The organism is Pseudomonas sp. P1_A1, from assembly GCF_056406935.1.
In genome coordinates, this window is sequence record NZ_JBFTZE010000020.1 from 48,276 (window position 1) to 74,027 (window position 25,752).

The window sequence follows — 25,752 nt, forward strand, 5'->3', positions numbered from 1 at the left end:
AAAAACCCGCGCAGTTTAACGCGAGTCGGGGCGCATTTCCTCCTATCAGACGTGATACTCCCAATAGAGTTCATGCGCGGAGTTGAGCGTAGTTGGAAATGGGCCGCGATTGGGCGGCAGTTTCGATATTTTTGGTGGCAGGAAGGACGCCTTCGCAGGCAAACCTGCGCCCCCATAGGAGCGAGGCTTGCCCGCGATCTGGCGCGCAGCGCCAGCCACCCTCAGGATTTAGCAGCAGGCTTGCGCAGCAAACTGAACGCCATCCCCCCCAGAAACAGCACACTGAGCAGCAACACCGCCCACAGCCCGATCTTTTTCCAGTTCGTGCCCAGCACCGTTGGCGCTGTCGCCGCCGGGGTCACCACGGCCCCGCCGTCCACCGTCGCCTTGCCCAGCGTCGCCAGCTTCGCCGCGCTGTAATCGGGAATCAGCGTCGACAATGGCAAGCTCGCCGCCTTCACTGTCGCACTTCCCAGCGCCAGCGTATAAGGCCCGGCCCCGCGCGCCAGGAACACCAATTGCGTGGAGCGCACGGCATACCGCACAGTAGGTGCTTCGGCGCCCAGGCCGCCGCCGCGTTCATCCACCGTCAGTTTCAATTGCTGCACGGTCTGGCCCGACAACTGCAATTCGTTCTGCACCACGTCCTGGCCATTCTGGGTCAGGCGATAGAGCAAACCGTTGGTCAGCGGTTGCCACGGCAGACTGGTCTCCCGGCGTCCCGACAACGTCACCGGTGCCAGGCTGTTGGGCTGATTCAACTCGATCTGCAAACGCTGGACGTTCAACCCCATCGGCAATTGCCAGATGTACTCACCGGCCTTCACGCTGCTGCCGGCCAAGGGTTGCGACCAGACCAACGGCAGCGGCAAGGTGCGAGGGTTGGTGCTTTCCAGCTGCGCCGAGGTCAGCACTGGCGCCGACTGAGGCGAATTCCAAAGCAAACGCAGATAGCGCGCCGATTGCCCCGGCAGGCCGACTTCATGTTGCTCGACCCGTTCGTCGGCAAACGTCAGACGCGCCACCTGCCCTTCACCCCACGACTGCCAATGCTGCAAATCGTTGCTGGCTTCGATGCTGAAACGCTGGAAACCGTCGCGTTCACTGGTCCAGTCGAGGATTAATTGCTGCAACGGCGCCTTGATGCCGCTGGCATCGAGCAACCAGCCGCGCAGCTCTTCTTCGCCCGCCTCCAACTGGCTGGACGGCTGCACTTCGATCAACGTGCCGTTGGTGTTCGATTGCACCCGTACGCTCGGCGTGCGCTCGCTGGCATCCGCCGAGTTGTACAACGGGAACCACTTTACGTCGGTCAGCGTGCGGTTTTCGTGGGTCTGCGCAGGCTCTCGGGCCAAAGCGTACGCCTGGGGCTCACCGGCGGCGTTGAACACGCGCACATCGCTGAGATCGGTTTGCCGCGCGTTCAGTTGCACGCCCAAGGGCAATTCCAGGCGATACCAAGGGCCCTCACCGCTCACAGACAATGGCACCTGCGTGACGAAGTCCGCAGGTTTTTCCTGCGCGCCAGCCGACAGTGTCACTCCCAGCACAACAGCAACCCACCAGCCCTGGTTCAGCTTCTGACTCAAGATGACACTCCTTCGGTTTCAGGGGCCGGTTTTTCAGCATCCGGCACGGCTTCGGCACGCTTGGGTGGCAACGGGGCGAAATAGCCCACCACCAACAGCAACACGCCAACGCCGATAAACGACACGATCCGCGCCAGCCCGCCGCGGTTACTCAATTCAACGAAGAACAGCTTGGCAACCACCAGCGCGATCAGCCCTGCGCCGATCAGCCAGACTTCACGGCGGTGACGCAGATGCCCACCGATCATCAGACTCAGGGCCATCAGGGTCCAAACGATGGACAGCCCGGCCTGCACCAGCATCGACTCAAGCAACAGATCCAGCGCGAACGACACGCCACCCCAGTGGTGGGCCGCGCGCATCACCAGCGCGGTGAAGAAGGCAAACAGTGAAACACCGGCAATCACCTGCGTGGCGTTATCGGCGTAATCCTCTCGAATCGCCAGTTGCGTGACTGCGTTGCGGGACCAGACATAGACGCCGAACAGGGCGAACAACAGGCCCAGCTCCAGCGGGTTGATCAGTGGCACATACGGCAACGGCTCGGCGGTGCCGTCGCTGGCAATGTTCGCCAGCCAGAACCAGCCGAGCATCAACACCGCCAGCGGCGCGGCGGCATAGATCCGATACTCGCGGGGGTAAGCCGACACTGGCCATGGCCACGCGCGCGGTGCGGCCATCAGCACCAGATACAGGCTCGGCAGAATCGCCCAGCCCAACCAGCGCCAGGCGTTGTACTGCTCCGACAACAGCAGCAAGCCATAACGCAGCTCCAGGGCCAGCACGCCGATCAACAGCCAGCAGCCGAGCACATGGGCGGTGCTCAGGGCTTTTTCGGGCAGCATTGGCGCCAGCCGCCGCAGCGAGGAGAAATGCACGACGAACACCGCAGCCCAAACCAGCCAACCGAAATGGGCTGCCGGGTGATAACGCGAATACCAGGCCGCGAGTAATACCAGACCGGCGGCGGGAATCAGCAAGGTGCAGAGCAAGCCCAGCGACGACCATTTCAGGCGCAGCGCCAGCACCGCCCACAGCGCCACACTCACCGCCGCGACCGCCAGCAACAACGTCGCTTGCAGGTTCACAGGCGCAAAGCGCAGCACTTCGCTGATCCACGCCAGTGCCCACCAACCGGTGCCCCACACCAGCAACACTTCGGACAAGCGCTGCAGGCTCAACACATCGAAAGCCGAAGCATGGTTGCCTAGCTGCAAACGCCAGGCCCCGACAAATGCCGCCAGCCCCAGCACCAGCGGTGTCCAGAACCCGCTATGCGCCAACGGTCGCAACCCTTCGCTGAGCAGCGGCCCGAGCAGGTCTGGCCCGGCGAACAGGAACGCTACGCCGCCGATCACCTGCAACAGCAGACCAAAGACAAAACTCACACGCTGCTTCAGGTACAGACTCAGCCAGATGATGAACAAACCACTGGCCGCCCACACCGCGCTCGCGGTTTGCCACGGCAACACGAACAGCACCGCCAGGTTGATCAGCACCAGACCGGCCAATAACACCACCGACAAGCCGCGCAGCAAACGCACGTCACTGCGCACCATTTCGTCCCGGGCCGCCAACAACATGCCGGCGATCAGTGCCAGCCCGATCAAGGATGCGCTGAGCAATCCGCTCCAGCCGGCGCTGAAGACCGCAGCCGAGTCTCCGCTCGCCCCTCGCAGCCGCACCAGGAACAACGCACCGCCAAGCAGTTGCACAGCGAACGCGCTGAACAGGAACGCCCGCGATTGCAGGCGCAGGCCGACGAACAGCGTCGCCAACCCGGCCAGCGCCCAACTGATCGCCGTGCCGTGAGTGAAGAAAAACAGCGGCGCCAGCAGATAGAGGAACGTCAGGCCCAGGCAGGCCAGCACCGGCAACCCTTGGCGTTCCCATGGCAACGCCTGTTCAGGCAACGCTTTGCGTAATTGGTAGAAGCTGAACAGCAGCGCCACGCCGAGCATCAACGCCCCCAGCGGCGCACCATCGAGCAGGCTGCTCTCGCCGCTGCGCAATTCGCTGATAAAGGCCAACGCCGAGCCCAATTGCAGCAGCAAGGCAAAGGCCCGCGCCAGCGGCCGTCGTTGACGCAGGCCGAGCCAGAAAATCCCCGCGCCTTCCACCGCCCAGGCTGCGGCAGTCCAACGCGCATCAAGCCCCAGAGGAATCGCCAGACTGGCGAAGATCACCCCCAGCGCCAGACAGGTTTCGGCCAACAACAGTGCTCGGCCCCCCATCAGCAACCGGGCCAGCCCCATGTAAATCATGCCCAGGGCCAAGGCGCTGAAGGCCGCGGCAAATTCAAAGTGCTCCACCAGTGCGAACTGCAGACCGAAGCCCACCAACGGTGGCGCGAACAGCATCATGCCGTCGACGTAATCGCCCTTGTGCGCCGACCAGCGCAGCAGTGCTTCACGGCTGTCGTCCTCGGGCGCGTCGCTCATTTCCAGCAACTTGCGCCGGGTAAACAACAAACCGATGGCCAGGTACATCAGGAAGAACAGAATCAGGAACGGCTCGGTACTCCACAGCAGCTCCGGTCTATAGGAGCGCAGGCCCCAGGCAAAGCCGATGCCGAAGGTGCCGACAAACCCGATCAGGTTGAGCAGCCGCCAGGCCTTGAACCACGCGATGGCGAGGATGCCGGCGTTGAGCAGGGCGAAATAGCTGAACAACGCGACGTGATTGCCAGCGCCGGTGGAGGTCAGGATCGGCGCGGCGAAACCGCCCAACGCGGCAGCGGCGGCCAGGCCCAACGCATTTTGGGTAATGGCGAGAATCGCCGAGAACACCGTCACCACCACCAACAGGCCCAATGCTGCCTTGGGATCAAGCAACGGATGCAGACGCATCGCGGCAAATACCGTCAGGTACAACACCGCGATCCCGGTGCCTTGCAGCATCAGCGCGTAGTTGCTGTTGCGCAGTCGCAGCCACCAGCCCAGGGCGAGCAGGCCCAAGGCCGCCGCCGCGACACCGGCGTAACGCAACTCGATCGGCACCACCATGCCTTCGGTTGCATAGCGCAACAGGAAGGCCAGGCCGAGGAACAACAGCACCACACCGACCCGCAACACAGTATTGCCGCCAAACAGCCAGTTGCGTGCGCCGCTGATGGCGCGCTCGATGAAGTTCGGGCCGCGCGGCTCGGCCGGTTGCTGCGGTTCGCGGGCGACCGGCTCGGGTTGCCAGACATCGGCGGGCAACGGACGACTGGTTTCGGCAGCGGCCACGGTGATGGGTTCGAATTCGGGGGGTAACTCCCAGACCAGCTCCGGGGGTGCGACAGGGGCTTGCTCAAGAATGATTTCAGGCGGCTCAGCAGGTTCGCTGACAACCGGTTCGCCTGGTTCAGGTGCCTTGGCACCCGACACCTCCAGCAATGCCAGTCGCTGCTCGACTGCATGCAGCGCAACCTGAGCCTGATCAAGCAAGCGTCGCTGCTCGGCCGTTTGAGTGCTCAAGCGGCCGATACGCATGGCCTGGCCGAGACCCAGCCCGAGCAAAGCGCCCAACAGCGCCTCGCTGAACGACTCGTCAAGTATCCAGCCCAACAGCAGCCCAATCAGCATGAACATCCATTGCATGGTCGATATCCCTAAGCGGCCCCGTGGCGGGGCTGATCCGTGCGATACAGCCTCTGGCTCAGTCTAGTGAGCAGACACCCGGAATCCAGTGTGGGAGCGGCGGTGCGCCGCTCCCACACTGGGTCAAGTTGGTGCTTAGTATATCGATCAGGCCCAACGGACGTTGGGCCTTGCGCACATTTGTTGCTAAAAATTACTCCAAAGCCTTCCAGATATCCGTTGCGTACTCGCGAATGGTCCGGTCGGACGAGAACCAGCCCATCCGCGCGGTGTTCAATACCGCCGAACGCCACCACTCTTTCGAGTCGTGCCAGTGAGCTTCGACCCGCATCTGCGCGTTCCAGTAAGAGTCGAAATCGGCGCAGACCAGGAAGCGGTCGTAGTCCACCAGTGAATCGATCAGCGCGGTGTAACGGGACGGATCGTCTGGCGAAAACACCCCACTGCGAATCGCCTGCAGCACGTCACTGAGTCGATGGGAGGCGGCAATGTCCGGCGCCGCGTTGAATTCATGGTTGCGCTTGCGCGCCTCCACTTGCTGGGCACTGAGACCGAAAATGAACATGTGCTCGGCACCGATGCGTTCGCACATCTCCACATTGGCCCCGTCCAGGGTGCCGATAGTCAGCGCCCCATTGAGGCCGAACTTCATGTTGCTGGTGCCCGAGGCTTCGAAGCCGGCAGTGGAAATCTGCTCCGACAAGTCCGCCGCCGGAATGATGCTCTCGGCCAGGCTGACGTTGTAGTTGGGCAGAAACACCACTTTGAGCAAGCCGCGCACCGTCGGGTCGTTGTTGACCACCCGCGCGATGTCGTTGGTCAGTTTGATGATCAGCTTGGCCTGGTGATAACTGGCCGCCGCCTTGCCGGCGAAGATTTTTACTCGCGGTACCCAGTCGGTTTCCGGCTCGGCACGAATCGCCTGATACAGCGCAACGGTATGCATCAGGTTAAGCAACTGACGCTTGTATTCGTGGATTCGCTTGACCTGCACATCGAACATCGCCGCCGGGTTAATCGCGATCCCCAGCCGCTCATGAATCAGGTACGCCAGGGCTTTCTTGTTGTGCAGCCGCTGTTCGGCGAACTGCTTGCGAAATGCAGTCTTCTCGGCAAACGGCTCCAGCGCGAGCAAGCGCTCCTCGGGGTTGTCCAGCAGGCTCGGGCCGAGGGCGTCGACCAGCATGGAGGTGAGTTCGGGGTTGGCCTGATAGAGCCAGCGGCGGAAGGTAATGCCGTTGGTCTTGTTGTTGATCCGGTCCGGGTAAAGCTTGTGCAGCTCGGAGAACACCGTGCTGCGCATCAGCTGCGTGTGCAGGCCGGACACGCCATTGACGCTGTGAGAGCCCAGGAATGCCAGGTTACCCATGCGCACGCGGCGACCGTTGTCTTCCTCGATCAGCGAAATCGCCCGCAGCACGTCGAAATCGTGAACACCTTTGGCTCGCAACGAGTCGATGTGCTGGGCGTTGATCAAGTAAATGATCTGCATGTGCCGGGGCAGCATCCGCTCCATCAGACTGACCGGCCAGGTTTCCAGCGCTTCCGGCAACAGCGTGTGGTTGGTGTACGACAGCGTGTCGACCGTGATCTGCCAGGCCGCATCCCACGCTACGTCATAGACGTCGACCAACTGTCGCATCAGTTCGGCCACGGCGATCGAGGGGTGAGTGTCGTTGAGTTGAATGGCCGCGTGATCGCCCAGGGTCAGCACCGAGGTGTGCATGTTGCGATGGCGACGCAACAAATCCTGCAAGGACGCGGAGACGAAGAAATATTCCTGGCGCAGGCGCAACTCCTGGCCGGCCTCGTTGCTGTCCGCCGGGTAAAGCACGCGGGAGATACTTTCTGCCCAGGCCACTTCCGCGACCGCGCCCAAGTGGTCGCCCGCGTTGAAGCGCTCCAGATGCAGCTCCTCCATGGCCCGGGCGCGCCACAGCCGCAGGGTGTTGACGCTTGCACCACGCCAACCGACCACCGGGGTGTCGTAGGCGATGGCCCTCACGGTTTCCGACGGGGACCAGACTTGCCTGGACTTGCCGGCTTCATCGGTCACGGTTTCGACACTGCCGCCGAAACCGATCGGGTAGGCCACCTCGGGTCGTTCGAACTCCCACGGGTTGCCGAAGTCCAGCCAGTGTTCGGTCTGCTCCTGCTGCCAGCCGTCGACGATGGCCTGGCGGAACAAACCGTGTTCGTAACGAATGCCATAACCATGGCCGGCGATGCCGAGGGTCGACATGCTTTCCATGAAGCATGCCGCCAGACGCCCGAGGCCACCGTTGCCCAGTGCCGCATCGGGCTCCAGCAGACGGATGCGTTCGATATCGACGCCCAGTTCGGTCATGGCCTCGCGGGCCACATCGAGCAGGCCGAGGTTGCTCAGGCTGTCGTAGAGCAAGCGACCGATAAGAAATTCAAGGGAAAGGTAATAAACGCGTTTCTGGCCTTTGCGGTAGATCTGCCGGGTGTGGTCCATCCAGTGCTCGACCATGTGATCACGCGCCGCCAGGGCAATGGCTTCGAACCAGTCGTGGTCGAAGGCGTGATCCGGGTCTTTACCCACCGCGTAAGTGAGCTTGGTCAAGACGGCGTCGCGGAATGCGGCCACCTCTGCTTCGCGAACAAGTGGTTCTTGAGTCATCGATAGGACCTCGAGCGAGCGTGAAGTTGTCTGAGCCTAGTCGGTCTGACAGACCATAGGGACTCTGGTTCGGCAGTTTTTCCTGTTAGTACGAGATAGATCGGCATTAGGTTATCGCGTGCCTGAAACGATGCAGGGGTCGTGCCGGACACAGGACTATTTTGCGACCAGCAAAAAAAATCTGGCGAAAGGTTGTTCAAAAATCCACCAGTCCCGGTATGATCGCGCGCCCTGATGCACACGCTGGTAACAACCGATGATGAAGCCCAACCTGATCGCCGCCGCGGAAATCGATCGCCTCGATACCTGGGCCAAGTACTCTGCCCCAATGTGCGGCTCGTGCATGTCCAGCTGCTGCACGCTGCCGGTCGAGGTCAAGATCAAGGATCTGATCCGTATCGGCATCGTCGACGAATTCGAACTGGGCGATCCCCCCAAGAACATCGCCAAGCGCTTGCAGAAGGAAGGGATTGTCGAGCGCTACAACCAGAAGTCCGAGATCTTCACCCTCCAGCGCATGAGCAACAACGATTGCCTGTACCTGGATCGTAAAAGCCGTTTATGCACTATTTATGATAAGCGCCCGGACACCTGCCGCAACCACCCGAAGATCGGACCGCGGCCGGGGTATTGCGCGTACAAACCCAAAGAAGTGGTGCGCGAGAACAATCCGCGGACCCTCGACAAGTTCTGACCTGAAAGATCGCAGCCTTCGGCAGCTCCTACAGGCTGTACGTCGATCCAATGTAGGAGCCGAAGGCTGCGATCTTTTGATTTTCGCTCCAGACAAACAAAAACGCCCCCGGCCTTTCGACCGGGGGCGTTTTCATTCAGCCTGAGTTAACTCAGTTCTTGGCTTTCTTGGCAGCGCGGGTACGCTCGCCTTCGTCCAGGATCTTCTTACGCAGGCGGATCGACTTAGGTGTCACTTCGCACAGCTCGTCATCCTGGATGAATTCCAGGGCCTGTTCCAGAGTGAAGCGAACAGGTGGAACCAGAGCGATGGTTTCGTCTTTACCCGAAGCACGCATGTTGTCGAGCTTCTTGCCTTTGGTTGGGTTGACGCCCATGTCGTTGTCACGGCTGTTCAGACCAACGATCTGACCGTTGTAGATCTCTTGACCGTGCTCAACGAACAGCTTGCCACGCGCCTGCAGGGTTTCCAGGGAGTAGGTCAGCGCCTTGCCGGTTTCTACCGATACCAGAACACCATTCTGACGACCGGACATGTCGCCGGACTTCATGGTGTCGTAGCGATCGAAGATCGAGGTCAGGATGCCAGCACCGTTGGTCAGGGTCAGGAACTGGTTACGGAAACCGATCAGACCGCGAGCAGGGATGTTGTATTCCAGACGAACACGGCCTTTGCCATCCGGCACCATGTTGGTCAGGTCGCCTTTACGCAGGCCCATCTCTTCCATGACCTTGCCCTGGGATTCTTCAGGGGTGTCGATGGTTACGTTTTCGAACGGTTCCTGCTTCACGCCGTCAACTTGACGGATGATCACTTCCGGACGACCAACGCCCATTTCGAAGCCTTCGCGACGCATGGTTTCGATCAGTACCGAGAGGTGCAGCTCACCACGGCCGGAAACCTTGAACTTGTCAGCCGAGTCGCCTTCTTCAACGCGCAGTGCAACGTTGTACAGCAGCTCTTTGTCCAGACGTTCCTTGATGTTACGGGAAGTCACGAACTTGCCTTCTTTACCGCAGAAAGGCGAGTCGTTTACCTGGAAGGTCATGGAAACGGTTGGCTCGTCGACGGTCAGAGGCTTCATCGCTTCGACCGTGTCCGGGTGGCACAGGGTGTCGGAGATGAACAGCGAGTCCATGCCGCTGATGCACACGATGTCGCCTGCAGCAGCTTCTTCAACGTCGATACGGTGCAGACCGTGGTGACCCATCAGCTTCAGGATACGACCGTTACGCTTCTTGCCGTCGGCACCGATAGCCACGACCGGAGTGTTCGGCTTGACGCGACCACGAGCGATACGGCCAACACCGATAACACCCAGGAAGCTGTTGTAGTCCAGAGCGGAGATCTGCATCTGGAACGGACCGTCACGGTCAACAGCCGGCGCGGGTACGTTGTCGACGATCGACTGGTACAGCGGGGTCATGTCTTCAGCCATGTCGGTGTGGTCCAGACCGGCAATACCGTTCAGGGCCGAGGCGTAGACGACTTTGAAGTCCAGCTGTTCTTCGGTAGCGCCCAGGTTGTCGAACAGGTCGAAAATCTGGTCCAGAACCCAGTCCGGACGCGCGCCTGGACGGTCAATCTTGTTGATGCACACGATTGGACGCAGGCCGGCTTCGAACGCCTTCTTGGTCACGAAACGGGTTTGCGGCATAGGGCCGTCTTGAGCGTCAACCAGCAGCAGAACGGAGTCGACCATCGACATTACGCGTTCAACTTCGCCGCCGAAGTCGGCGTGGCCCGGGGTGTCCACGATGTTGATGTGGTAGCCGTTCCAGTTGATGGCGGTGTTTTTCGCCAGAATGGTAATACCGCGCTCTTTCTCCTGGTCGTTGGAGTCCATCACGCGCTCGTCGTTGAGCTCGTTGCGCTCCAGGGTGCCGGATTGACGCAAGAGTTTGTCTACCAGGGTGGTTTTACCATGGTCAACGTGGGCAATGATGGCGATGTTGCGTAGATTTTCGATCACTTGTGTATCTCGATCAGAGGATTCGGTGTGCTGACAAGTCTTGGCAGCGATTGACAGTAGTGTCCGGCATGGCCGTTACAGCTTGACGGCAGTGTCGGGGGGCCGGTGACGCAGGCCACAGGCAAACAGCCCCGGGCACTTAGCTCGGTCGATAAACGCGCACATTGGCATGCCCCTCACTGAGCAAATGGTGGGCATGCAGGCGACTCATCACGCCTTTGTCGCAATACAGCAGGTACTGGCGAGTAGGGTCCAGTTCCTTGAAACGAGCGTTCAGTGCATAAAACGGCATCGTTTGTACCTCAATGCCAGAAAGCTCCAGCGGGTCGTCTTCGGCGGCATCCGGGTGACGGATATCGATGATGATCTGGCCCGCCAGCGCTTCGCTGACTTCTTCAATCTGCAAGTCCTGGCCCAATTCGTCGATCACCCGATCGATCGGCACCAGTTTGGCGTTTTCGAGCGCACGCTCGAGCACCGCCATGTCGAATTCTTTCTCTTCATGTTCAACGCGGTAGCGCTTGGCCGCGGTTTTCGGATTGACCGAGATGACCCCACAGTACTCCGGCATGTGCCGGGCGAAATCGGCGGTGCCGATCTCGTTGGCCGTGTCGATGATGTCCTGCTTGTGGCTGGCGATCAGCGGGCGCAGCACCAGTTTATCGGTCACACAGTCGATCACCGACAGGTTCGGCAGGGTCTGGCTCGATACCTGGGAGATCGCTTCGCCGGTGACCAGCGCATCGATGTGCAGCCGGTCAGCGATACTGGATGCGGCGCGCAACATCATACGCTTCAATACGACGCCCATATGACTGTTATCAACTTTGCCGAGAATCTCGCCCAGCACTTCCTCGAACGGCACACTGACAAATAACACGCGTTGGGAGCTGCCGTACTTCTTCCAGATGAAATGCGCGACTTCCATGACGCCCAATTCGTGGGCACGTCCGCCCAGGTTGAAGAAGCAGAAGTGGCTCATCAGCCCTCGGCGCATGATCTGGTAGGCTGCCACGGTGGAATCGAAGCCGCCGGACATCAATACAAGCGTCTGTTCCAGGGCGCCGAGCGGATAACCGCCGATGCCGTTGTGCTGGCTATGGATCACGAACAACCGTTGGTCGCGAACTTCGATACGGACTTCGATTTCGGGCTTTTTCAGATCGATCCCGGCGGCACCGCACTGGCGGCGCAACTGGCTGCCGACATATTTCTCGATGTCTATCGAACTGAATGGGTGCTTGCCCGCACGCTTGCAGCGCACCGAAAAAATCTTTCCGGCCAGCGCATCGCCGTAGTGCTGCTTGCACTTCTCGACGATGTCGTCGAAATCGCCCAGCGGGTACTCGTCGATCTGCAAAAAGTGCGCGATGCCTGGCGTGCAAGTCAGGCGCTCGCCCATCTCTTTCAGGACCTTGGGGTCGCTGACGCGGGTTTCCAGCTCGAGATTGTCCCACACACCGTTCACCACCACGGCCGGGTCCAGATCGCGGAGCACGGTACGGATGTTTTTGGCCAACTGGCGGATGAAACGCATCCGTACCGGGCGGCTCTTGATGGTGATCTCGGGGAAGACTTTTACGATTAGTTTCATGAAAACAGCGCGCGCAGGGCCAGCCGAAAAAGGGGGGCGCGGATTATAGCGGAAATTGCTCAAGGTTTAACCAGTTAATGTGCAGAAGGTTTTGCGCGCACCAAAACAGGTCATTCATGGAATTCGACGCTACATTACAGGGCGATATTTTGCGCTTTATGGTGCGCCGCTCTCTTGCAAGCGTGATATTGGGGCAAAAAACCCATGATGAGGCACTGGCATGCAATTTGCTCCCTTGTGAGGCAGGTTGCCATGGCAGAGTATTCGCGCCGGCATCACCCACATTTAAGGGCATCCATTACTAAGCCCGAAGCCACCCGGAGGACACTATGTCGAAGTCGGTTCAACTCATCAAAGATCATGACGTCAAGTGGATTGATCTGCGCTTCACGGACACCAAAGGCACTCAGCACCACGTGACCATGCCGGCTCGCGATGCGCTGGATGAAGCTTTCTTCGAAGAAGGCAAAATGTTCGACGGTTCCTCCATCGCTGGCTGGAAAGGCATCGAAGCTTCCGACATGATCCTGATGCCGGACGACAGCACTGCCGTTCTCGACCCGTTCACCGAAGAGCCGACCCTGATCCTGGTTTGCGACGTGATCGAGCCTTCGACCATGCAAGGCTACGACCGTGACCCACGGGCGATCGCCAAGCGTGCTGAGGAATACCTGAAGTCGACCGGTATCGGCGACACCGTATTTGTGGGTCCAGAGCCTGAGTTCTTCATCTTCGACGAAGTGAAGTTCAAGTCCGACATCTCCGGCTCGATGTTCAAAATCCACTCCGAACAAGGTTCGTGGATGTCCGACCAGGACGTAGAAGGCGGCAACAAAGGCCACCGTCCAGGCATCAAAGGCGGCTACTTCCCTGTTCCGCCGTTCGACCACGACCACGAAATCCGTACCTCCATGTGCAACGCCATGGAAGAAATGGGCCTGGTCATCGAAGTTCACCACCACGAAGTGGCGACTGCCGGTCAGAACGAAATCGGCGTGAAGTTCAACACCCTGGTTGCCAAGGCTGACGAAGTTCAGACCCTGAAATACTGCGTACACAACGTAGCTGACGCATACGGCCGCACCGCGACCTTCATGCCGAAGCCTCTGTACGGCGACAACGGTTCGGGTATGCACGTTCACCTGTCCATCGCCAAAGATGGCAAGAACACCTTCGCTGGCGAAGGCTATGCCGGCCTGTCCGACACCGCCCTGTACTTCATCGGCGGCATCATCAAGCACGGTAAGGCTCTGAACGGCTTCACCAACCCGTCGACCAACTCCTACAAGCGTCTGGTCCCAGGTTTCGAAGCTCCAGTGATGCTGGCCTACTCGGCTCGCAACCGTTCCGCTTCGATCCGTATTCCTTACGTGTCCAGCCCTCGCGCTCGCCGTATCGAAGCCCGCTTCCCGGATCCGGCAGCCAACCCGTACCTGGGCTTCGCTGCACTGTTGATGGCTGGCCTGGACGGCATCCAGAACAAGATCCACCCTGGCGATGCAGCTGACAAAAACCTGTACGACCTGCCGCCTGAAGAGGCGAAAGAGATCCCACAAGTTTGCGGCAGCCTGAAAGAAGCCCTGGAAGAGCTGGACAAAGGTCGTGCGTTCCTGACCAAAGGCGGCGTTTTCAGCGACGACTTCATCGACGCTTACATCGCTCTGAAAAGCGAAGAAGAAATCAAGGTTCGTACCTTCGTACACCCACTGGAATATGAGCTGTACTACAGCTGCTGATCCGGTAGCGCTGCACTACGCAGCGTGACAAAAGAGAGGCCTCCTTCGGGAGGCCTTTTTTGTGGGCGAACGTCTGTCATCGGATGCCCGGTTGCGTGCATCATGGCCTTCACCCGATAAAGTCGAGATCCTCCATGCGCCTACGCTCATCCCTTGCCTTGCTCACTGCCCTGCTGGCCAACAACGCTTTCGCCAGCCCGGCCCCTGCCGCTCTCGCTCCGTTGCTGGGCACCATCGAGGAGCGCCTGGCGATTGCCGATCAGGTCGCACTGAGCAAATGGGACAGCGGCAAACCTGTCGAAGATCGTCAGCGCGAGCGTGAGGTAATTGCGGGTGCTGCCGCCGTGGCTCCTGACTATAAATTGAGCAATGAAGCCGTCGAACAGTTTTTCTCGGCCCAGATCGAGGCCAACAAACTGGTGCAATACGCCCACCTGTCTGATTGGCATGCACAGGGCAAGGCGCCCGCTGATCCTCGCCCGGATCTGGTGGGGCAGATCCGCCCGCAACTTGATCGGTTACAAAAACGCCTGCTGCAACAACTGGCCGATTTCAGCCCTTATCGCAATGACCCGCAGTGCCCGTCCTGGCTGGCCAAGGCCAATAAAACCGGCGCTCAAGCACCACTGCGCAAGCTCGCCAAAGTACGCGCCACCGCCGAGTTGTGCAGCGCCAGCCGCTGAGCCGGCCTGCCGACATGCGCTGATGTGCTCTATGCTCAGCGCTTAGTCGCCACGAACGGAACAGGGCCGGACACTTGCCCAACGGCCAATGGAAGCCTGCAATGCGCTCATTGTTGTTATGCCTGCTCGTACTGATCGCCCTGCCCGCCGCCGCGCAGATCTATAAGTACACCGACGCCAATGGCAATACCGCCTACAGCAATCAGCCGCCCGACGGCGTCAAAGCCCGGCCGGTCGAATTGCCACCGCTCAACAGCGTCGAGCGTCAGTCGCCCAGCGAACCCGTAGCACCTGCGCAAGCCAGTAGCCGTGACCAACCGCACAGCGCCTATCAGGTGCTGGAGCTGAGCGGCCTGCCCACCGAAGAAGCCTTGCGCGCCAACAACGGCACGTTCACCGTCAGCGTATTGATCAATCCACGCCTGCAAGGCACTCATCGATTGCGGCTGTTACTGGACGGTCAACCCTACGGCCAGCCGAGCAACGTGCCGATCCTGCAACTGGTGAACATCGACCGCGGCGAACATAACCTCGCGGTTCAGGTGATCGACGGGCAAAACGTCGTGCAACAGAGCCCCACCGTGACGCTCACCGTGCAACGGGTGCATAAACCTTGAGGGCCTGGCTGTTGATCGCGTGCCTGGTCTGCCTGCCGGCAATGGCCGAAGTTTTCACCTATGTCGATGCCCAGGGCAATCGGGTTTTCACCGATCAGCCGGGCACCCGCAACGCCAAGCGTGTGCCGTTGGCGACAAGCAATCGAATGTCAGCCAACCCGAGTGGCGCAGCGCCCATGACCGCTGCGAAAACAAACCCGGCCAACCCCCTGTTTCATTACGACATGCTTCGGGTGCTGGTGCCGGAACCGGATGCCACGATCCGTAGCAGTGCCGGTGAATTGATCGTCAGCGTTACCAGCGAACCCGGCCTGCAACGGGGTCATCGTTACCGTTTGCTGCTGGACGGCCACCCCACTGCCGAACCCGGCCCCAGCCCGGTGTTCGCCCTGAGCAATATCGACCGTGGCAGTCACAACCTGTCGGTGGAGATCCTCGACGAACAGGGCCACACCGTCGAACGCACGGCCAATCAGCCGTTCCACATGCTGCGCATTTCCCTGGCGCAGAAGCGCCAGGTCAAACCCTGCACCCTCACCGACTACGGCCAACGGCCGGAATGCCCCCTTAAAGACAAGCCTGAAGAAGAAAAAAGCGCCTTCTTGCCCTTCTTCTAACTTCGTTCAGGTTTGCGCACTATATTGGTGCAAACATCTGCACCATATCCACATTTCAACCCATTTTGGTTCGAAAGTACCCGAAAAAACTGGCAGAACGCCATGCAAACGAGCGTAAAACGCCCGTTTCAGGCTCTAAACGCTTCTTTTCGGAGCCTTGGTTTGGTTTTTGCATTTTCCTCATACCGGCGCGTTATTCATGCGCATGCCCTGCTCCAAAAGAGGTCCTGATGACCATTAGCGACGCACTACACCGCTTGCTACTCGACAACCTGACCACCGCCACCATCCTGCTCGACGCCGAACTGCGCCTTGAGTACATGAACCCGGCGGCGGAAATGCTCCTGGCCATCAGTGGCCAGCGTAGCCATGGGCAGTTCATCAGTGAGTTGTTCACCGAATCCACCGAAGCATTGAACTCCCTGCGCCAGGCGGTCGAGCAGGCACACCCGTTCACCAAGCGCGAAGCGATGCTCACCGCCCTCACCGGCCAGACCTTGACCGTCGACTACGCCGTGACGCCAATCCTGAGCAATGGCGACACAATGCTGCTGCTTGAGGTTCATCCTCGCGACCGCCTCCTGCGGATCACCAAGGAAGAGGCACAACTGTCGAAGCAGGAAACCAGCAAAATGCTGGTGCGCGGTCTCGCCCACGAGATCAAGAACCCTCTCGGCGGCATTCGTGGCGCGGCTCAGTTGCTCGCCCGTGAGTTGCCGGAAGAAAGCCTGCGCGATTACACCAACGTCATCATTGAAGAGGCCGATCGCCTGCGCAATCTGGTGGATCGCATGCTCGGCTCTAACAAGCTGCCGTCGCTGGCCATGTGCAACGTCCACGAAGTGCTGGAGCGTGTGTGTCAGTTGGTGGAAGCCGAAAGTCAGGGCTGCATCACTTTGGTGCGCGACTACGACCCAAGCATTCCGGATGTCTTGATTGATCGCGAACAGATGATTCAGGCCGTACTCAACATCGTGCGCAACGCGATGCAGGCCATCAGCAGCCAGAACGAGCTGCGCCTTGGCCGCATCAGCTTGCGTACCCGCGCCATGCGCCAGTTCACCATCGGCCACGTGCGCCATCGCCTGGTGACCAAGATCGAAATCATCGACAACGGCCCAGGCATCCCCGCCGAGCTGCAGGAAACCATCTTCTTCCCCATGGTCAGCGGCCGCCCGGACGGTACCGGGTTGGGCCTGGCCATTACCCAGAACATCATCAGCCAGCACCAGGGCCTGATCGAATGTGACAGCCATCCAGGCCACACCACGTTCTCGATCTTTCTGCCACTGGAACAAGGAGCCACATCGACATGAGCCGTAGTGAAACCGTGTGGATCGTCGATGACGACCGTTCTATCCGTTGGGTCCTGGAAAAAGCCTTGCAACAGGAAGGCATGACCACGCAAAGCTTCGACAGCGCCGATGGCGTGATGAGCCGCCTGGCGCGCCAGCAGCCGGACGTGATCATCTCCGACATTCGCATGCCGGGTGCCAGCGGCCTGGACCTTCTGGCGCGGATTCGCGAACAACACCCACGGCTGCCAGTCATCATCATGACTGCCCACTCCGACCTGGATAGCGCTGTCGCGTCCTATCAGGGCGGTGCGTTCGAATACTTGCCCAAGCCGTTCGATGTCGACGAAGCCGTTTCCCTGGTCAAGCGCGCCAATCAACACGCTCAGGAACAACAAGGCCTGGAAGTCGTCCCGACGCTGACCCGCACCCCGGAAATCATCGGCGAAGCGCCGGCGATGCAGGAAGTGTTTCGCGCCATCGGGCGCTTGAGCCACTCCAACATCACCGTGCTGATCAATGGCGAATCCGGGACCGGTAAAGAACTGGTGGCCCACGCCCTGCACCGTCACAGCCCACGGGCGGCCTCGCCGTTCATTGCGCTGAACATGGCGGCGATCCCCAAGGATCTGATGGAGTCCGAACTGTTCGGCCACGAAAAAGGCGCGTTCACCGGCGCGGCCAACCTGCGTCGCGGGCGCTTCGAACAGGCCGACGGCGGCACGCTGTTCCTCGATGAAATCGGCGACATGCCGGCAGACACTCAGACTCGCTTGCTGCGGGTACTGGCGGACGGTGAGTTCTACCGTGTTGGCGGCCATACACCGGTGAAGGTCGATGTACGCATCATCGCTGCGACTCACCAGAATCTGGAAACCCTGGTGCATGCCGGGAAATTCCGTGAGGACTTGTTCCACCGCCTCAACGTGATCCGCATCCACATTCCACGGCTGTCGGACCGTCGCGAAGACATCCCGACCCTGGCCAAGCACTTCCTCAGCCGCGCCGCGCAAGAACTGGCGGTGGAACCGAAACTGCTGAAAAGCGAAACCGAGGAATACCTGAAAAACCTGCCATGGCCAGGCAACGTGCGTCAGCTGGAGAACACCTGCCGCTGGATCACCGTAATGGCTTCAGGTCGCGAAGTGCACATCAGCGACCTGCCGCCAGAACTGCTGAGCCTGCCGCAGGACTCGGCACCGGTGACCAACTGGGAGCAGGCGCTGCGCCAGTGGGCCGACCAGGCTTTGGCACGCGGTCAGTCGAGCCTGCTCGACAGCGCCGTGCCGGCCTTCGAGCGGATCATGATCGAAACCGCCCTCAAACACACCGCCGGCCGCCGCCGCGACGCCGCCGTGCTGCTGGGCTGGGGGCGTAATACCTTGACGCGCAAGATCAAGGAATTGGGGATGAAGGTAGACGGTGGGGATGATGATGAGGGGGATGAGGGCTAGATTCGGCTTTAGAACCTAGTCGTCAGCGAGAAGATCGCAGCCTTCGGCAGCTACAGGTGTACCCAAAACCCTGTAGGAGCTGCCGAAGGCTGCGATCTTTTTTGGTAGACAAACTAGGGTTATGCACCGCGGCAATGCACCGTGAACCGCAATCGCGCACAAACCCCCGCCCCAAATCCCGCGCTCATCTGCAGAAAAAACCATACCGCAAAAACACAAAAGCCCCGGAATACGGGGCTTTCAGCGCTACTCAGCGAATTTTCGTTTCAACATATTAAAAACTGGCACGCCCCCTGCAATAGTCCAATCAGTGATTCGATTCACTACCCAGTTTCGGGGACCTTGGTACAGGCAGGCCGGGGATTCCCCTCTTTACACCGGGCTCATACCGCAACAGCGACGAGCCCACCCCGTTTTGGGGTCCTTGGTACAGGCAGGCCGGGGATTCCCTCTTTACACCGGGCTCACGACGCAATGCGCGAGCCCTCCCGTTTTGGGAACCTTGGTACAGGCAGGCCGGGGATTCCCTCTTTTATTGCTCTCGGAGATGGATCTCCAGCCGCCAGCGATCATCGACCTCGCTACCGGCCCAGTCGCCCTGCAGGGGCCGGGCCGCCACCACCGTCAACAACAATCCCCCATCACTCAAACGTGTTCGCCAGTTCACGTCCTTGCCGTTGAGCTTGAGCTGACCTTTCTGTGCACGGCCTTCAGCCTCGAACAACAGCGCAACACTGCCGTCGACCAACTCGCCGTGGGTTTTGGGTTCGTTGTTGAACCACACCACCAGCCCATCATTGGTCACCTCGATCTGCTGCAAAACGCTGGGGTCGGGCGCAGTCAGACGACCGATCATCAGGCCCACCATCACCCCGACAATCGCCAGCGAACCCATCACCCGCGGGAATAGTTTCGAACGGGGATCCGCTTGCGGCGTAGAATGCTGCTCATCTTTACCTTCGGAGCCGTGCATGTTTCACGTCATCCTTTTCCAACCAGAAATTCCGCCGAATACCGGCAACGTTATCAGGCTGTGCGCCAACAGTGGCTGCCACCTGCATTTGATCGAACCGCTGGGCTTCGAGATGGACGACAAGCGCCTGCGCCGGGCGGGCCTCGATTACCATGAGTATGCCACCCTGCAACGCCACGCAGACCTCGCCAGCTGTCTGGAAAGCCTCGGCCACCCTCGGCTGTTCGCCTTTACCACCAAGGGTTCGCGACCGTTCCATGATGCCAGCTTCGCCGAGGGCGATGCCTTCCTGTTCGGCCCGGAAAGCCGTGGCTTGCCAGCCGAAGTGCTCGACGCCCTGCCCGGCGAACAACGCCTGCGCCTGCCCATGCGCGAAGGCTGTCGCAGCCTGAACCTATCCAACACCGTGGCCATCGCGGTGTACGAGGCCTGGCGCCAGCTCGGGTTCAAGTAGGACCACCGGTGTGACGCGGAGCGTCACGGGCTGCATTCCCACGCAGAGCGTGGGAACGATCATGGCCCCCTGCGAGTTCGTTTGCCCCATGAAAAAAGCGCCCGTTACGGCGCTTTTTTCGTTACGGCATCGAACGCTTATTGAACGGTCGGAGTCTCGCCAGCCGCCTGCATGCGTTGCAGCTCTTGTGCGTACAGCGCGTCGAAGTTCACCGGGGCCAGCATCAGGGCCGGGAACGAACCGCGGGTCACCAGGCTGTCCAGGGTTTCGCGGGCGTACGGGAACAGGATGTTCGGGCAGAACGCGCCCAGGGTGTGGCTCATCGAAGCGTCGTCCAGATTCTTGATCAGGAAGATCCCGGCCTGTTGTACTTCAGCAATGAACGCCACTTCTTCACCGTTTTTCACGGTGACCGACAGGGTCAGCACGACTTCGTGGAAGTCGCCTTCCAGCGCCTTCTGACGGGTGTTCAGATCCAGACCGACGCTCGGTTCCCACTGCTGGCGGAAGATTGCCGGGCTTTTCGGGGCTTCGAAGGACAAGTCACGTACGTAGATGCGCTGCAAGGAGAATTGCGGTGCGTTTTCTTCTTCGCTAGCTGCAGTGTTCTGTTGGTCAGTCATCTCAGATCCTTTCTGATCTCGGGTCTTGTAGGGTTGGCTATTTCTTAAAAGCAGTCAGGCCTTGAGCATGGCGTCGAGCTTGCCGGCGCGCTCCAGGGCAAACAAATCATCACAGCCGCCAACGTGGGTGCTGCCGATCCAGATCTGCGGCACGGACGTGCGCCCGGCTTTCTGAGCCATCGCGGCACGCACCTGCGGCTTGCCATCGACCTTGATCTCTTCGAAGGCCACGCCTTTGTTCTCGAGCAGGTACTTGGCTCGCGAGCAATAAGGGCAGTAATCGCTGGAATAGACGACGACGTTGTTCATATCACTTCACCAATGGCAGATTGTCGGCTTTCCAGCTGGAAATACCGCCAGACAGCTTGGCAGCGGTGAAACCGGCTTTCACCAGTTCACGGGCATGAGTACCGGCGGTCTGGCCCATGGCGTCGACCAGGATAATGGTCTTGGCCTTGTGTTTTTCCAGTTCGCCGACGCGAGCGGTCAGTTTGTCCTGAGGAATGTTCAACGCGCCAACGATGTGACCGGCGGCGAAATCCTTGGTCGGACGAATGTCGACCACCACGCCTGCGTCCTTGTTGACCAGCCCGGTCAGTTCACCGGTGCTCAGGCTGCGGCCGCCGCCTTGCATCTGATAGGCCAATAGCAGGGCCGCCAGTACAACGAAGGTACCCACGAGAATGTAGTGGTTGGTGGCGAATTGAATCAGGTGATCAACCATCGAAGGAGGTTCCAGGGCGTTAAAATGTCGGCCAGTATACACAGCCACTATGGTGGGCCAAACCCCGTCCGGCGGTGACGGCGCCGGAACTTAGCTTTAAACTCCTACTCCCTTTTCCATCGCCCTCTTTTAATTCAGCCACGAGTGGAATCCATGACTACCACGCCTAAACCTTTGGTCCTGATTATTCTCGACGGCTTCGGTCACAGTGAGAGCCCTGAATCCAACGCCATCTTTGCGGCGAAGAAGCCCGTACTGGACCGTCTGTGGGCCACCGTGCCGAACGGCCTGATCTCGGGCAGCGGCATGGACGTCGGCTTGCCCGACGGCCAGATGGGCAACTCCGAAGTCGGCCACATGAACCTCGGCGCCGGCCGGGTGGTGTATCAGGACTTCACACGCGTGACCAAAGCGATCCGCGATGGCGAGTTCTTCGAGAACCCGACCATCTGCGCCGCGGTGGATAAAGCCGTCGCTGCCGGCAAAGCCGTGCATTTCATGGGGCTGCTGTCCGATGGCGGCGTTCACAGCCACCAGGACCACCTGGTCGCCATGGCTGAACTGGCCTTCAAGCGCGGCGCCGAGAAAATTTACCTGCACGCCTTCCTCGACGGCCGCGATACGCCGCCGAAAAGCGCTCAGTCGTCGATCGAATTGCTGGATGCAACCTTCGAAGCCCTCGGCAAAGGCCGGATCGCCAGCATCATTGGCCGTTATTACGCCATGGACCGCGACAACCGTTGGGATCGCGTGTCCCAGGCCTACAACCTGATCGTCGATGGCGCCAGCCAATTCAATGCCGCCACCGCCCAGGAAGGCCTGCAAGCCGCATACGAGCGTGGCGAGAGCGACGAATTCGTTAAAGCCACCAGTATCGGTGAGCCGGTGAAGGTCGAAGACGGCGATGCCGTGGTCTTCATGAACTTCCGTGCCGACCGTGCCCGCGAACTGACCCGCGTGTTCGTCGAAGACGATTTCAAGGAATTCGAACGTGCTCGCCAGCCAAAACTGGCCGGTTTCGTCATGCTGACCCAATACGCCGCCAGCATCCCCGCGCCGTCGGCTTTCGCTGCGGGCAGCCTGGAAAATGTGTTGGGTGATTACCTGGCGAAAAACGGCAAGACACAGCTGCGCATCGCCGAAACCGAGAAGTACGCCCACGTGACCTTCTTCTTCTCCGGCGGTCGCGAAGAACCGTTCCCGGGCGAAGAGCGCATCCTGATCCCGTCGCCGAAAGTCGCCACCTACGACTTGCAACCCGAGATGAGTGCCCCGGAAGTCACCGACCGCATCGTCGATGCCATTGAAAACCAGCGTTACGACGTGATCGTGGTCAACTACGCCAACGGCGACATGGTCGGCCACAGTGGTGTATTCGAGGCGGCGGTGAAAGCTGTGGAATGCCTGGACACCTGCGTCGGCCGTATCGTCACGGCGCTGGAAAAAGTCGGCGGCGAAGCCCTGATTACCGCCGACCACGGCAACGTCGAGCAAATGTCCGACGCCTCCACCGGCCAGGCCCACACTGCCCACACCACCGAGCCGGTGCCGTTCATCTATGTCGGCAAGCGTGACTTGAAGGTTCGCGAAGGCGGCGTGCTGGCCGACGTGGCGCCGACCATGCTGAAGTTGCTGGGGCTTGAGAAGCCTGTGGAAATGACCGGAACTTCGATTCTGGTGTAATCCCGCTGCTCAAACGCCGCTAAACCCTGTGGGAGTGGGCTTGCTCGCCCCCACATTGGTTTTGCGGTGTTTTTCTGTCCAGTTATCACACAGCCCCAATTGGGCATTTTTTTTGCTGCGCTTGGCGGGCATACTAGGCCCGTCCCTTTCCCTGGTGTCGCCCGCCTCTATGCTTCGCGTCCTGATAGCCCTCGCTCTGACATGCCTGCTCCAACCGGCCTTTGCCGACGAGCGCACGCAAACCCAACAACAGTTGGACGCCACGCGTCAGGACATCGCTGAGCTGAAAAAACTGCTGGGTAAACTCCAGGAAGAAAAATCCGGGGTACAGAAAGACCTCAAAGGCACCGAAACCGAGATGGGCAAGCTCGAGAAGCAGGTCGAGGCGCTGCAAAAAGAGCTGAAGAAAAGCGAATCCGAGCTGCAGCGACTCGATGCCGAGAAAAAAAAACTCCAGAGCGCGCGCGTTGAACAGCAACGGCTGATCGCCATCCAGGCCCGCGCGGCCTATCAGAATGGCCGCCAGGAGTATCTGAAACTGCTGCTCAACCAGCAGAACCCGGAAAAATTCGCCCGCACCCTCACCTATTACGACTACCTGAGCCAGGCCCGCCTGCAGCAGCTGAAGAATTTCAACGAAACCCTGCGCCAACTGGCCAATGTCGAAAAAGACATCTCCATGCAGCAAGCGCAATTGCTGGTGCAGAAAAGCAGCCTCGACAGCCAGCGCGACGAGCTCGACAAGGTCCGCAAGGAGCGCCAGCAAGTCCTGACCAAGCTCAATGACGACGTGAAGGCTCGCGATCAGAAACTGGCCGCCCGCGAGCAGGATCAGGCGGATCTGTCTAAAGTCCTTAAAACCATTGAAGAAACCCTGGCCCGTCAGGCCCGAGAGGCAGAAGAAGCGCGGCAAAAAGCGCTGATCGCCCAGCAGGAAGCCGAAAAAAAGCGGTTACGTGAGGCTCAGGCTGAAGCAGACGCCAGCGACGCCCCACGCAAACCCGCCAAATCGACGCCCGGTGCCCTGGTTTCAAGTTCAGGCGAGACCTTCGGCGGTCCTTTTGCCTCGACTCGCGGCAAACTTCCATGGCCGGTTGATGGTCGACTGCTGGCACGCTTCGGTGAAACCCGTGGCGACGACGCCCGCACCAAGTGGGACGGCGTGATGATCAGCGCCTCCGCCGGCAGCCAGGTGCATGCCGTTCACGGCGGACGCGTGGTGTTTGCCGACTGGCTGCGCGGAGCCGGGCTGCTGGTGATTCTCGACCACGGCAACGGTTTTTTGAGTCTTTACGGTCACAACCAGACGCTGCTCAAGTCTGCGGGTGACGTGGTAAAAGCCGGTGAGTCCATCTCCACTGTCGGTAACAGTGGCGGGCAGGACACACCAGCGCTGTATTTCGCTATTCGTCAGCAGGGTCACCCGAGTGACCCGGCGCAATGGTGCCGCGCGCAAGGATAGGCGTTGAGTCACCTACATTAGGAGTTCGTTCGACATGCTGCATTTGTCCCGCCTTACCTCGCTGGCTCTGACGATCGCCCTGGTGATCGGCGCGCCTCTGGCGTTCGCCGCTCAACCGGCCCCGGCGGTTGCGCCTGCCGGCACCGCTGCGACCACCAAGGCGCCATTGCCGCTGGACGAGTTGCGCACCTTTGCCGAAGTCATGGACCGGATCAAGGCAGCCTATGTAGAACCGGTGGATGACAAGACCCTGCTGGAAAACGCCATCAAAGGCATGCTCAGCAACCTTGACCCGCACTCCGCCTACCTGGGCCCGGAAGACTTCACTGAATTGCAGGAAAGCACCAGCGGCGAATTCGGCGGCCTGGGCATCGAAGTCGGCGCGGAAGACGGTTTCATCAAAGTGGTTTCGCCCATCGATGACACCCCGGCCTCCAAGGCTGGCATCCAGGCTGGCGACTTCATCGTCAAGATCAACGGCCAGCCGACTCGCGGCCAAAGCATGACCGAAGCCGTGGACAAGATGCGCGGCAAGATCGGCCAGAAGATTACCCTGACCCTGGTCCGCGACGGCGGCACTCCGTTCGACGTGACCCTGGTCCGCGCCACCATCCAGGTGAAAAGCGTCAAGAGCCAGCTGCTGGAATCCGGCTACGGCTACATCCGCATCACCCAGTTCCAGGTCAAGACCGGCGAAGAGGTCTCCAAGGCCTTGGCCAAGCTGCGCAAGGACAACGGCAAGAAGCTCAGCGGCATCGTCCTCGACCTGCGTAACAACCCGGGCGGCGTGCTGCAATCGGCGGTGGAAGTAGTCGACCATTTCATCACCAAGGGCCTGATCGTCTACACGAAGGGCCGCATCGCCAACTCTGAACTGCGCTTCTCCGCCACCGGCAAGGACGAAAGCGAAGCCGTGCCAATGGTCGTGCTGATCAACGGCGGCAGCGCCTCGGCCTCGGAAATTGTCGCCGGCGCCCTGCAGGATCAGAAACGTGCGGTGGTCATGGGCACCACCAGTTTCGGCAAAGGCTCGGTACAAACCGTGTTGCCGCTGAACAACGACCGCGCACTGAAAATCACCACGGCGCTGTACTACACGCCGAACGGCCGCTCGATTCAGGCTCAGGGCATCGTCCCGGACATCGAAGTGCGCAAGGCCAAGATCACCAACGAGCAGGACGGCGAGTACTTCAAGGAAGCCGATCTGCAAGGTCACTTGGGCAATGGCAATGGCGGCGCCGACAAACCGACAGGTTCGGGCGGCAAAGCCAAGGCCATGCCGCAGGATGACGATTACCAGTTGGCCCAGGCCCTGAGCCTGCTCAAAGGACTGAGCATCACCCGCGGCCACTGA

At 60.1% G+C, this 25,752-nt stretch carries 20 protein-coding genes; 11 read left to right on the plus strand and 9 right to left on the minus strand.

Going from position 1 to position 25,752, the window contains the following annotated elements:
• Window positions 1-221 precede the first annotated feature (221 nt).
• The 3 genes from AC1D2Q_RS24300 to AC1D2Q_RS24310 form a co-directional block, all read right to left on the minus strand.
• Window positions 222-1,589 carry a DUF3999 domain-containing protein gene (locus tag AC1D2Q_RS24300; protein WP_477814808.1) on the minus strand — a complete coding sequence of 456 codons (1,368 nt, stop codon included), beginning with the start codon at window positions 1,587-1,589 and terminating at the stop codon, window positions 222-224.
• Complete coding sequence (locus AC1D2Q_RS24305) at window positions 1,586-5,173, minus strand: DUF2339 domain-containing protein (RefSeq protein WP_477814809.1); 3,588 nt, start codon at window positions 5,171-5,173, stop codon at window positions 1,586-1,588. Before AC1D2Q_RS24305 ends, AC1D2Q_RS24300 begins: the two co-directional genes overlap by 4 nt.
• A 193-nt stretch (window positions 5,174-5,366) precedes the next feature.
• Window positions 5,367-7,817, minus strand: a complete 2,451-nt coding sequence (locus tag AC1D2Q_RS24310) for a glycogen/starch/alpha-glucan phosphorylase (RefSeq protein WP_477814810.1) — start codon at window positions 7,815-7,817, stop codon at window positions 5,367-5,369.
• A 256-nt stretch (window positions 7,818-8,073) separates the two neighbouring features.
• Here AC1D2Q_RS24310 and AC1D2Q_RS24315 point away from each other — a divergent pair, with 256 nt between their 5' ends.
• Window positions 8,074-8,511 carry a YkgJ family cysteine cluster protein gene (locus tag AC1D2Q_RS24315; RefSeq protein WP_138866653.1) on the plus strand — a complete coding sequence of 146 codons (438 nt, stop codon included), beginning with the start codon at window positions 8,074-8,076 and terminating at the stop codon, window positions 8,509-8,511.
• A gap of 151 nt (window positions 8,512-8,662) precedes the next feature.
• On the opposite strand, the gene typA is transcribed toward AC1D2Q_RS24315, so the two are convergent.
• Together typA and thiI are read right to left on the minus strand one after the other, a co-directional pair.
• Complete coding sequence (gene typA / locus AC1D2Q_RS24320; RefSeq protein ID WP_476216246.1) at window positions 8,663-10,483, minus strand: translational GTPase TypA; 1,821 nt, start codon at window positions 10,481-10,483, stop codon at window positions 8,663-8,665.
• A 139-nt stretch (window positions 10,484-10,622) separates the two neighbouring features.
• Window positions 10,623-12,077, minus strand: a complete 1,455-nt coding sequence (gene thiI / locus AC1D2Q_RS24325) for a tRNA uracil 4-sulfurtransferase ThiI (RefSeq protein WP_477814811.1) — start codon at window positions 12,075-12,077, stop codon at window positions 10,623-10,625.
• Window positions 12,078-12,406: 329 nt separating this feature from the next.
• Between thiI and glnA the strand changes: the two genes are divergently transcribed.
• From glnA to ntrC, 6 genes are all read left to right on the plus strand, one after another.
• The gene (glnA, locus tag AC1D2Q_RS24330; protein WP_310659496.1) at window positions 12,407-13,813 is read left to right on the plus strand and encodes a glutamate--ammonia ligase; all 1,407 of its coding nucleotides are present in this window, start codon (window positions 12,407-12,409) and stop codon (window positions 13,811-13,813) included.
• 134 nt (window positions 13,814-13,947) lie between these two features.
• Window positions 13,948-14,496, plus strand: a complete 549-nt coding sequence (locus AC1D2Q_RS24335; protein WP_477814812.1) for a chorismate mutase — start codon at window positions 13,948-13,950, stop codon at window positions 14,494-14,496.
• Between the two features lie 101 nt (window positions 14,497-14,597).
• On the plus strand, window positions 14,598-15,113 hold the full coding sequence (locus AC1D2Q_RS24340; RefSeq protein WP_477814813.1) for a DUF4124 domain-containing protein: 516 nt from the start codon (window positions 14,598-14,600) through the stop codon (window positions 15,111-15,113).
• Window positions 15,110-15,730 (plus strand): DUF4124 domain-containing protein, encoded by a 621-nt coding sequence (locus AC1D2Q_RS24345; RefSeq protein WP_477814814.1) that lies wholly within the window; start codon window positions 15,110-15,112, stop codon window positions 15,728-15,730. Before AC1D2Q_RS24340 ends, AC1D2Q_RS24345 begins: the two co-directional genes overlap by 4 nt.
• 230 nt (window positions 15,731-15,960) lie before the next feature.
• The gene (glnL, locus tag AC1D2Q_RS24350) at window positions 15,961-17,046 is read left to right on the plus strand and encodes a nitrogen regulation protein NR(II) (RefSeq protein ID WP_018929201.1); all 1,086 of its coding nucleotides are present in this window, start codon (window positions 15,961-15,963) and stop codon (window positions 17,044-17,046) included.
• The gene (ntrC, locus tag AC1D2Q_RS24355) at window positions 17,043-18,479 is read left to right on the plus strand and encodes a nitrogen regulation protein NR(I) (protein WP_477814815.1); all 1,437 of its coding nucleotides are present in this window, start codon (window positions 17,043-17,045) and stop codon (window positions 18,477-18,479) included. The genes glnL and ntrC overlap by 4 nt, the downstream gene beginning before the upstream one ends.
• 532 nt (window positions 18,480-19,011) lie before the next feature.
• Here ntrC and AC1D2Q_RS24360 read toward each other — a convergent pair.
• Window positions 19,012-19,452: a hypothetical protein gene (locus tag AC1D2Q_RS24360; protein ID WP_477814816.1), complete on the minus strand. Its 441-nt coding sequence runs from the start codon at window positions 19,450-19,452 to the stop codon at window positions 19,012-19,014.
• Here AC1D2Q_RS24360 and trmL point away from each other — a divergent pair.
• Window positions 19,451-19,906 carry a tRNA (uridine(34)/cytosine(34)/5-carboxymethylaminomethyluridine(34)-2'-O)-methyltransferase TrmL gene (trmL, locus tag AC1D2Q_RS24365; protein ID WP_007939438.1) on the plus strand — a complete coding sequence of 152 codons (456 nt, stop codon included), beginning with the start codon at window positions 19,451-19,453 and terminating at the stop codon, window positions 19,904-19,906. The two genes, AC1D2Q_RS24360 and trmL, sit on opposite strands and share 2 nt — an antisense overlap.
• 137 nt (window positions 19,907-20,043) lie before the next feature.
• On the opposite strand, the gene secB is transcribed toward trmL, so the two are convergent.
• Genes secB through AC1D2Q_RS24380 form a run of 3 tightly spaced genes read right to left on the minus strand, consistent with a single transcriptional unit; the run spans window position 20,044 to window position 21,253 of the window.
• The gene (secB, locus tag AC1D2Q_RS24370) at window positions 20,044-20,529 is read right to left on the minus strand and encodes a protein-export chaperone SecB (protein WP_305410835.1); all 486 of its coding nucleotides are present in this window, start codon (window positions 20,527-20,529) and stop codon (window positions 20,044-20,046) included.
• 54 nt (window positions 20,530-20,583) lie between these two features.
• The gene (gene grxC, locus AC1D2Q_RS24375) at window positions 20,584-20,838 is read right to left on the minus strand and encodes a glutaredoxin 3 (RefSeq protein ID WP_007939440.1); all 255 of its coding nucleotides are present in this window, start codon (window positions 20,836-20,838) and stop codon (window positions 20,584-20,586) included.
• 1 nt (window position 20,839) lies between these two features.
• Window positions 20,840-21,253 (minus strand): rhodanese-like domain-containing protein, encoded by a 414-nt coding sequence (locus AC1D2Q_RS24380; RefSeq protein WP_477814817.1) that lies wholly within the window; start codon window positions 21,251-21,253, stop codon window positions 20,840-20,842.
• Between the two features lie 153 nt (window positions 21,254-21,406).
• On the opposite strand from AC1D2Q_RS24380, the gene gpmI reads away from it, so the two are divergent.
• From gpmI to AC1D2Q_RS24395, 3 genes are all read left to right on the plus strand, one after another.
• Complete coding sequence (gene gpmI, locus AC1D2Q_RS24385; RefSeq protein ID WP_477814818.1) at window positions 21,407-22,936, plus strand: 2,3-bisphosphoglycerate-independent phosphoglycerate mutase; 1,530 nt, start codon at window positions 21,407-21,409, stop codon at window positions 22,934-22,936.
• A gap of 169 nt (window positions 22,937-23,105) precedes the next feature.
• On the plus strand, window positions 23,106-24,398 hold the full coding sequence (locus tag AC1D2Q_RS24390; RefSeq protein ID WP_477814819.1) for a murein hydrolase activator EnvC family protein: 1,293 nt from the start codon (window positions 23,106-23,108) through the stop codon (window positions 24,396-24,398).
• A gap of 34 nt (window positions 24,399-24,432) precedes the next feature.
• Window positions 24,433-25,752, plus strand: a complete 1,320-nt coding sequence (locus AC1D2Q_RS24395; RefSeq protein ID WP_477814820.1) for a S41 family peptidase — start codon at window positions 24,433-24,435, stop codon at window positions 25,750-25,752.

Bases quoted from the DNA above. Each gene is read 5' to 3' on its own strand.
- AC1D2Q_RS24305 (WP_477814809.1), bottom strand. From the start codon at position 5,173: ATGCAATGGATGTTCATGCTGATTGGGCTGCTGTTGGGCTGGATACTT.
- AC1D2Q_RS24310 (WP_477814810.1), bottom strand. From the start codon at position 7,817: ATGACTCAAGAACCACTTGTTCGCGAAGCAGAGGTGGCCGCATTCCGC.
- AC1D2Q_RS24315 (WP_138866653.1), top strand. From the start codon at position 8,074: ATGATGAAGCCCAACCTGATCGCCGCCGCGGAAATCGATCGCCTCGAT.
- thiI (WP_477814811.1), bottom strand. From the start codon at position 12,077: ATGAAACTAATCGTAAAAGTCTTCCCCGAGATCACCATCAAGAGCCGC.
- glnA (WP_310659496.1), top strand. From the start codon at position 12,407: ATGTCGAAGTCGGTTCAACTCATCAAAGATCATGACGTCAAGTGGATT.
- AC1D2Q_RS24335 (WP_477814812.1), top strand. From the start codon at position 13,948: ATGCGCCTACGCTCATCCCTTGCCTTGCTCACTGCCCTGCTGGCCAAC.
- AC1D2Q_RS24340 (WP_477814813.1), top strand. From the start codon at position 14,598: ATGCGCTCATTGTTGTTATGCCTGCTCGTACTGATCGCCCTGCCCGCC.
- glnL (WP_018929201.1), top strand. From the start codon at position 15,961: ATGACCATTAGCGACGCACTACACCGCTTGCTACTCGACAACCTGACC.
- ntrC (WP_477814815.1), top strand. From the start codon at position 17,043: ATGAGCCGTAGTGAAACCGTGTGGATCGTCGATGACGACCGTTCTATC.
- trmL (WP_007939438.1), top strand. From the start codon at position 19,451: ATGTTTCACGTCATCCTTTTCCAACCAGAAATTCCGCCGAATACCGGC.
- AC1D2Q_RS24360 (WP_477814816.1), bottom strand. From the start codon at position 19,452: ATGCACGGCTCCGAAGGTAAAGATGAGCAGCATTCTACGCCGCAAGCG.
- secB (WP_305410835.1), bottom strand. From the start codon at position 20,529: ATGACTGACCAACAGAACACTGCAGCTAGCGAAGAAGAAAACGCACCG.
- grxC (WP_007939440.1), bottom strand. From the start codon at position 20,838: ATGAACAACGTCGTCGTCTATTCCAGCGATTACTGCCCTTATTGCTCG.
- AC1D2Q_RS24380 (WP_477814817.1), bottom strand. From the start codon at position 21,253: ATGGTTGATCACCTGATTCAATTCGCCACCAACCACTACATTCTCGTG.
- gpmI (WP_477814818.1), top strand. From the start codon at position 21,407: ATGACTACCACGCCTAAACCTTTGGTCCTGATTATTCTCGACGGCTTC.
- AC1D2Q_RS24390 (WP_477814819.1), top strand. From the start codon at position 23,106: ATGCTTCGCGTCCTGATAGCCCTCGCTCTGACATGCCTGCTCCAACCG.
- AC1D2Q_RS24395 (WP_477814820.1), top strand. From the start codon at position 24,433: ATGCTGCATTTGTCCCGCCTTACCTCGCTGGCTCTGACGATCGCCCTG.